The sequence below is a fragment of the Acetomicrobium sp. UBA5826 genome, assembly GCF_002433005.1.
Classification (GTDB): Bacteria; Synergistota; Synergistia; order Synergistales; family Acetomicrobiaceae; genus Acetomicrobium.
The window spans coordinates 23,273-30,181 of record NZ_DJHF01000011.1 but is presented as its reverse complement, the minus strand read 5'-3'; the positions used below and the strand labels follow the sequence as shown (position 1 = coordinate 30,181).

Sequence of the window (6,909 nt, the reverse complement as noted above, 5' to 3'; positions counted from 1 at the left end):
AGGCTTCCCCGTTATGTTTATGGGGTCCAAATTTAATCTTCAAAGTTTTTGTATTTTTAAAAATATTGAGATGTTGCCCACCAATTGAGGTTATTGCAATTAAATGCTATTATATACAATGAGAGTAAAAAACGACAATCGACAATAATTAATTTAATTTAGATTAGGGAGAGTTTGAAAGATGGAAAATAGAAACTTTACGCACGAGAGCCTAAGTCAAAAAGTTGCTGAATTTTTAAGAGAAGAAATACTTTGGTCGGGCAAATATCACAAAGGCCAGCACGTCGAGGAGAGCGAAATTGCTGAACGGCTTAATATAAGCAGAGCACCGGTTCGCGAAGCCCTAAGGGAACTGGAAAACCAGGGTTTATTGATCTATGTGCCCAGAAAGGGCACCTTTATACCCAACTTCGATCACGACGATATGTTGGAAATTCTCGACATCAGATATATGATCGAATCGCGGGTATTCGAAATTTTGATCAAAAAGGATATGCTCACCGAAGAGGATTTCTCCAATTTGCGAAAAATTGTAGATGATATGGTTGCCTCTGCGCGGTCCGATGAGCCTATGGAGAAGAAAATAAGCGCATTTTCGGAATACGATATAACATTTCATAAATACCTATGGGAAACATCAGGCCGAAAATGGAGTAATAGGATCCTCCGCGATCTTTACTATCAGTTGAGGCTTGCCATGATGCAAGATCTTATAATGGAGCAGAACATTGAGCTTTCTGCAGTTATGCATTATGACATTATTGATAGTTTAAAAAATAAAGACCTAGACAGCGCAAAAAAAATGTTAGTTAAACATATACTTTCTTTGAATCGAGAATACAGCGATAATAATTCTTAGGTTATATTTGTGTTTTAATAACTATTTAAATAAATAATATTAAAATACCAATATGATATTAATATTTTATATCATATGCTAGTACTAGTTATTATGGATTATTTGTATATATTCCTTACATGTTAATAAATTAATAATAACGGCATTTCACTTCAATAGCAATTAAAAAAATTTAACAGTAAAGTGTATTTTGCTTGTGAAAGTAATAATTATAAATTACCATGCCTTTCTATGATTGACCTGCCATGTTTTTTCCCTTATCATGCAACTAATAATTAAAAAGATTTTTATCATATTAATATTAATAGAAATTGTTCGTTTTACAGAGGAGGGGAATTGCATTGGATCTTATCCATTTTGCGGATCCAGAACTTGCAGCTGCAATAGAGGGGGAAAAGGAACGGCAAAATCTGACGATTGAGCTAATTGCCTCGGAAAATTTCGTTCCCGAAGTTATACTTGAAGCTCAAGGGTCATTGCTGACCAACAAATACGCCGAAGGCTACCCTGGCAAGCGCTATCACGGAGGTTGTCAGTTCATCGACGTCGTAGAAAGCCTCGCGATCGATCGTGCCAAAAAGTTGTTTGGCGCTGAGCATGCCAACGTACAGCCCCATTCGGGCGTCAACGCAAACCTCGCTGTATTCATGGCAGTGCTTAATCCCGGCGATAAAATACTTGGCATGAACCTAAGCCACGGAGGGCATCTGTCTCACGGAGCTTCCGTCAGCATCTCAGGTAAGTTTTTCGAGTCCCACAGCTACGGCGTAGACAAAGAAACCGGGTTAATAGATTACGACGAGGTAGAACGAATTGCCTGCGAGGTAAAACCAAAGCTAATAATCGCGGGGGCCAGTGCTTACTCCAGGATAATAGATTTCAAGCGCTTCTTTGAGATCGCAAAAAAGGTTGGAGCTTATTTCATGGTCGACATGGCCCACATAGCAGGGCTTGTTGCCGGCGGAGTCCATCCTTCCCCAATCCCTTACGCCGACTTTGTGACATTTACTACGACTAAGACCCTTCGAGGAGCACGCGGCGGAAACATATTGTGTAAAAAGGAATTTGCTCAAAGTATAGACAAGGCCATCTTTCCAGGAATACAGGGAGGACCCATTCCTCAGATAATCGCTGCCAAGGCACTGACGTTTAAGCTGGCCATGACGGAAGAGTTCAAGGCTTACGGTGCCCAAGTCGTAAAAAACGCCAGGGTAATGGCAGATGTGCTAAAGAATAACGGATTTGATATAGTCTCAGGGGGCACGGACAACCACCTCATGCTTGTAGACCTCAGGAGCAAGAAGATGACGGGCGCTCAGGCTGAAAAAAAGCTCGAAGAGGTAGGCATAACAGTCAACAAAAACATGATACCTTACGATCCCGAAAAGCCGACGGTCACCAGCGGAATCCGCATAGGGCTTGCTGCCGTCACCAGCAGGGGTTTTGACGAATGCGACACCAAAGAGGTGGCAGAACTTGTCGTGAGGGTGCTTGAAAACGAGGACGAATCAAATATCCACGGCTTTAAACGAGAGGTGCGTGATATATGCCTGAGGCATCCCCTTTACATGACCAAGGCTGAGCTTGCCTTGCGGGCAGGCAAAGAGTAACCAAGGAGGAATTGGTATGTATTCAGATGAAGTGATGAAACTTAGCAAGTCCATGTCGGAGGAACTAAGGGCTTTACGAAGGGATTTCCATCAATTTACTGAGCTTAGCTTTAAGGAGTTCGAGACGGCAAGGAAGATCGCCATTTATATGAAGGAATTGGGCTATGAAGTTAAAGAAAACGTGGGCAAAACAGGTGTGGTCGCCTTACTGAAAGGAGCAAAAGAAAACCCAACCGTCGCGCTGAGGGCGGACATGGATGCACTGCCTGTAAAAGAGATGACCGGCCTTTCTTATGCCTCTAAAAACGATGGAGTGATGCACGCTTGCGGCCATGATATACACGTCACTTGCGCCTTAGGAGCTGCAAAAATTTTAGCTTCTCTTAAAGATGAACTTCAAGGAAGCGTCAAATTTATCTTTCAGCCGGCAGAGGAGATAAACGCGGGAGCAAAGGCCATGATCGATGATGGCGTGCTCGAAAACCCCAATGTTTCTATGATCTTTGGTTTGCACAACAATCCCGAGATACCGGTAGGCAAAGTAGGATTAAAGGAAGGCCCTTTAATGGCAGCTGTGGATTCCACCTTTATAAACGTAAGAGGGCAGGGAGGACACGCTGCCTATCCTCATAGGGTAATTGATCCTATAGTATGTGCTTCTTCTATAGTTATGAACCTGCAAACTATCGTAAGCAGAAACGTCGATCCCCAAAAGGCTGCTGTCATTAGCTTTGGAAGCATCAACGGAGGTATAGCCAACAACGTCATACCGGATGAGGTGAAGCTTACCGGCACAGTGCGTACCTTTGATGAGGGCCTTCGCGATTCCATTGAAGGCTGGATGAAAAGAACCGTTGAAAATACTGCCTCAAGCTTAGGGTGTAAGGTCGAATTTAACTATCGCAGAGATCTTCCTCCTGTCGTAAATCATCCGGAGGCAACGAAGATAGCTTTGTGGGCAGCCCAAAAGGTATTTGGCGAAGACGGCATCATCCTGCCAACTCCTTCGATGGGAGGAGAGGATTTCGCACTGTACCAAAAAAGGGTCCCTGGGTGTTATTTTTGGTTGGGAGTAGGCAACCCAAACATCGATGCCATACATCCGTGGCACAGTCCGTACTTTGAGGCAGACGAAGAGGCCTTCCCGCTTGGAGCAGCACTTTTAGCTTTATCTGCTTTAATTGCCTGTGACAAATTTATACAGGCAATTTAAAGGCACGATCAATTTAAGATAGGGGGATAGTTATATGATTGAGGCGATCAAAAATTGGAAGCTCCATGTACTGGTTTTAATTCTCGTGATCATAGCCGAGTGGATCGGCGCTTTTTCGTTTCCCATCGGCCCGGGAAAAATTGTTTTACTGCCGATGTTATATGCGCTAATCATGGGTATTTTCCTCGGTCCCAAATTTTTAAAATTGGCCAGCCATAAAGATATGATCGATGCCGGAAGTTTAGTAGGCGTAACCTTAATGCTGTTAATGGCAAAATATGGAACTACAGTAGGCCCAAACATCCCTATGATCCTTAGGACAAGTCCTGCTTTAATATTGCAAGAACTCGGAAACTTGGGGACCCTCTTTTTGGGCGTACCTATCGCGGTGTATTTAGGGCTCAGGCGAGAAACAATTGGAGCTGCCCATTCTATTGCAAGAGAACCTAATGTTGCTTTAATTGGAGATGTGTATGGACTGGATACACCTGAGGGAAGAGGTGTCATGGGAGTTTACATCTGCGGAACGGTCTTTGGTACTATTTTCTTTGGTCTAATGGCAACATTCACTGCCGCAATGGGAATTTTCCACCCCCTAGCTCTGGCTATGGCCTCCGGGGTAGGTAGCGCAAGCATGATGACAGCCTCCGTTGGCGCTTTGAGCGCTATGTTTCCTGAAATAGCCGATAAAATTCAGGCCTTGGGAGCTGCAAGCAATATGTTAAGTGGCCTAGACGGGGTTTATATGTCCCTCTGGATGGCCTTGCCAATGACGGAATGGCTGTATAGGAAGTTCTATAAAATGAAATATGGCACTTATCCAAGTCAATCTGCCGTTAGGGAGGGCTAATCGATGAAGATCAAAGAAGTTCTTGCTGTTCTTATAATTATCGGCATCATTACTTTGGTGGGCAATTTCGTTGGAGCAAATATCCCAATGATCGATGCCATCCCTGGCATGATCTTTTTAATCGCCATCAGTATTCTTGGAGTTATATGCTCAAAATTAATTCCCGTTAGAATCCCTGCGGTAGCCTATATAGTCACCATAGGATGCATAATTACCATTCCGGGATTTCCCGGTTCGGCTGTATTTAACGCCTGGGCACAAAAGGTTAATTTTTTAGCCCTAGCTACACCAATACTTGCGTACGCAGGTATCTCCATTGGAAAAGACTTGGGTACGCTGAAAAAAACGGGGTTGCGAATTTTAGTAGTTTCATTTATCGTTTTCATAGGAACTTATATTGGTTCTACGATAATAGCTCAGTTAATTTTGAAACTGATAGGAGAAATTTAAATTATATTTTTTTAAATTAAATTCCCAGATAAATTGACCCAAGATTTGCATTTTGGCTAAAAAATGATAAAAATAACATGTAAGTTTTAGTAAAACCAATACAAGGATTTGTAAAGGCAGTGACGACAAATGCAACGATCCCTCTATCCGGAATCCTCTAAGGGCGACCTTGATTCGATCGTCGCAGCCATAAACCGTAAGCTTTTTTACAGGATATTTGACCCTATCGCGCTCTATAGGGTTATATATGATGATAATGGCAATCCAACGGAAGTGGTTTTTCTGGACGTCAATCCCGCCTACGAAAGAGTAATGGGGGTCAAGAGAAAGCAAGTTGTGGGCCATACTTTCGCGGAAGTCTGGCCCTGTGCTGAAAAGGAATGGCACCAGCTTGTTATCGATGTGGCCCACAGCGGACGGTCTAAACATCACGAAGGAGAAAGTCGCGACACGGGCAAATATCTCTACGGCCTCGGGTTCAGCCCCGCAAAAGGTCAGGTAGCTGTAGTCTTTCTCGACATGACAAATTGGAAGAGAACCGAAGAGGCACTTCGAAAAAGCGAGTCCCAGCTTCTAAGTTACCGCGAGGAACTTAGGAAACTGATAGCAAAAATTTCTCTGACGGAAGAGGAAACTAGGCACAGTATAGCCACAAAAATTCACGATAGAGTGGGCTATTCTCTGGCCATGATAATGCACCGATTGCAACGCCTCCACGGAATAGCCCAAGACCATAACGCCAAAAATGAGCTGGAAGAAATCATGAAGATGCTGGATAATGTGATACAAGATACCAGAACCCTCACCTTTGAGATAAGTTCGCCTCTGCTGTACGATGTTGGCCTAGGAGCAGCGCTAGAATCAGTGGCTGAACAAATTCTAAAACTTCACGGCATAGATGTGGATTTTCAGGAAAAAGGCGACGCTTCTGAAAAGATCGATACGGATATCTCTGTGTTGCTCTACCAAATGACAAGAGAACTGTTGATTAATGTTGTTAAACACGCAAAAGCCTCTCGCGTCTTTATTCGCCTGCATCACGGCAAGAATAAGGTTCGCGTGGTAGTCGAAGACGACGGAAGGGGTTTCATAATCAAAAAGAGGCACTCACAACCGACAGCCTCCGGATTCGGGCTTTTCAGCATAAAAGAAAGGCTTCATTCTATAGGCGGTTCGATTCAAATCATATCAGAGCCGGGAAAGGGGACTACGGTATCTTTGACAGCCCCAAGGAGGTTGGAACATGGCGTCCGATGAGATAAAGGTCCTTTTGGTGGACGATCATAAGATCTTTTTAGATGGATTAAGCGAGCTTTTAACGAAAGAAGAAGCCATTTCCGTCGTGGGCAAGGCTTCCGGCGGACGTGAGGCATTGAAACTGGTACCTCTTTATAATCCCGATATAGTGGTCATGGACATTACCATGCCTGATATGAACGGGATCGATACAACAAAGATGCTGTCGCAAAGACATCCGAACATAAAGATAATTGCCCTTTCAATGCACCTGGACAGAGGGATGATTTCGCAGGTTCTGGAAGCCGGAGCTCGCGGTTATATTTTAAAGGACTGCAGCATAGATGAATTTGTCCGAGGCATAAAAGCAGTTTCACAGGACCTCGTATATCTAACGCCCAAAGCCGCAAAGATCGTCCTGGAAGATTATTTGCTATTAAAAAGAGGAGGCGTGCTTGCCGCTGAAAATAAACTATCTCCCAGAGAAATGGAGGTTTTAAGGCTTTTGGTCAAGGGAGATCACACCAAATCCATTGCCTCCAAACTTTCGATCAGCAAAAGTACCGTCGACACACACAGAAAAAATATCATGGAAAAGCTGAATTGCGCTAATATTGCGGATCTTACCCGCTACGCCATTAGGGAAGGCTTGGTAGGTCTGGACGATGACGACTAGCACTAAGCGCTAGTT

Annotated in this window: 7 protein-coding genes; all 7 read left to right on the top strand. The window is 43.7% G+C overall.

The window, feature by feature from the left end; translation table 11 throughout:
- The first annotated feature begins 181 nt into the window (after positions 1-181).
- The gene (locus B3N34_RS02880; protein ID WP_286974798.1) at positions 182-859 is read left to right on the top strand and encodes a GntR family transcriptional regulator; all 678 of its coding nucleotides are present in this window, start codon (positions 182-184) and stop codon (positions 857-859) included.
- A 335-nt stretch (positions 860-1,194) separates the two neighbouring features.
- Positions 1,195-2,469 (top strand): serine hydroxymethyltransferase, encoded by a 1,275-nt coding sequence (gene glyA, locus B3N34_RS02875; protein WP_414632098.1) that lies wholly within the window; start codon positions 1,195-1,197, stop codon positions 2,467-2,469.
- Between the two features lie 16 nt (positions 2,470-2,485).
- Positions 2,486-3,682, top strand: coding sequence for a M20 metallopeptidase family protein (locus B3N34_RS02870; protein WP_286974794.1), 1,197 nt, complete (start codon positions 2,486-2,488; stop codon positions 3,680-3,682).
- A 34-nt stretch (positions 3,683-3,716) separates the two neighbouring features.
- Positions 3,717-4,532, top strand: coding sequence for a DUF3100 domain-containing protein (locus tag B3N34_RS02865; RefSeq protein ID WP_286974792.1), 816 nt, complete (start codon positions 3,717-3,719; stop codon positions 4,530-4,532).
- Between the two features lie 3 nt (positions 4,533-4,535).
- Complete coding sequence (locus B3N34_RS02860) at positions 4,536-4,982, top strand: hypothetical protein (protein ID WP_286974791.1); 447 nt, start codon at positions 4,536-4,538, stop codon at positions 4,980-4,982.
- A gap of 129 nt (positions 4,983-5,111) precedes the next feature.
- Positions 5,112-6,239, top strand: a complete 1,128-nt coding sequence (locus tag B3N34_RS02855; protein WP_286974789.1) for a PAS domain-containing sensor histidine kinase — start codon at positions 5,112-5,114, stop codon at positions 6,237-6,239.
- Entirely contained in the window at positions 6,226-6,894 is a 669-nt protein-coding gene (locus B3N34_RS02850; RefSeq protein ID WP_286974787.1) for a response regulator, read from the top strand. The genes B3N34_RS02855 and B3N34_RS02850 overlap by 14 nt, the downstream gene beginning before the upstream one ends.
- The last annotated feature ends 15 nt before the right edge of the window (positions 6,895-6,909 follow it).

Bases quoted from the DNA above. Each gene is read 5' to 3' on its own strand.
- B3N34_RS02880 (WP_286974798.1), top strand. From the start codon at position 182: ATGGAAAATAGAAACTTTACGCACGAGAGCCTAAGTCAAAAAGTTGCT.
- B3N34_RS02870 (WP_286974794.1), top strand. From the start codon at position 2,486: ATGTATTCAGATGAAGTGATGAAACTTAGCAAGTCCATGTCGGAGGAA.
- B3N34_RS02865 (WP_286974792.1), top strand. From the start codon at position 3,717: ATGATTGAGGCGATCAAAAATTGGAAGCTCCATGTACTGGTTTTAATT.
- B3N34_RS02860 (WP_286974791.1), top strand. From the start codon at position 4,536: ATGAAGATCAAAGAAGTTCTTGCTGTTCTTATAATTATCGGCATCATT.
- B3N34_RS02855 (WP_286974789.1), top strand. From the start codon at position 5,112: ATGCAACGATCCCTCTATCCGGAATCCTCTAAGGGCGACCTTGATTCG.
- B3N34_RS02850 (WP_286974787.1), top strand. From the start codon at position 6,226: ATGGCGTCCGATGAGATAAAGGTCCTTTTGGTGGACGATCATAAGATC.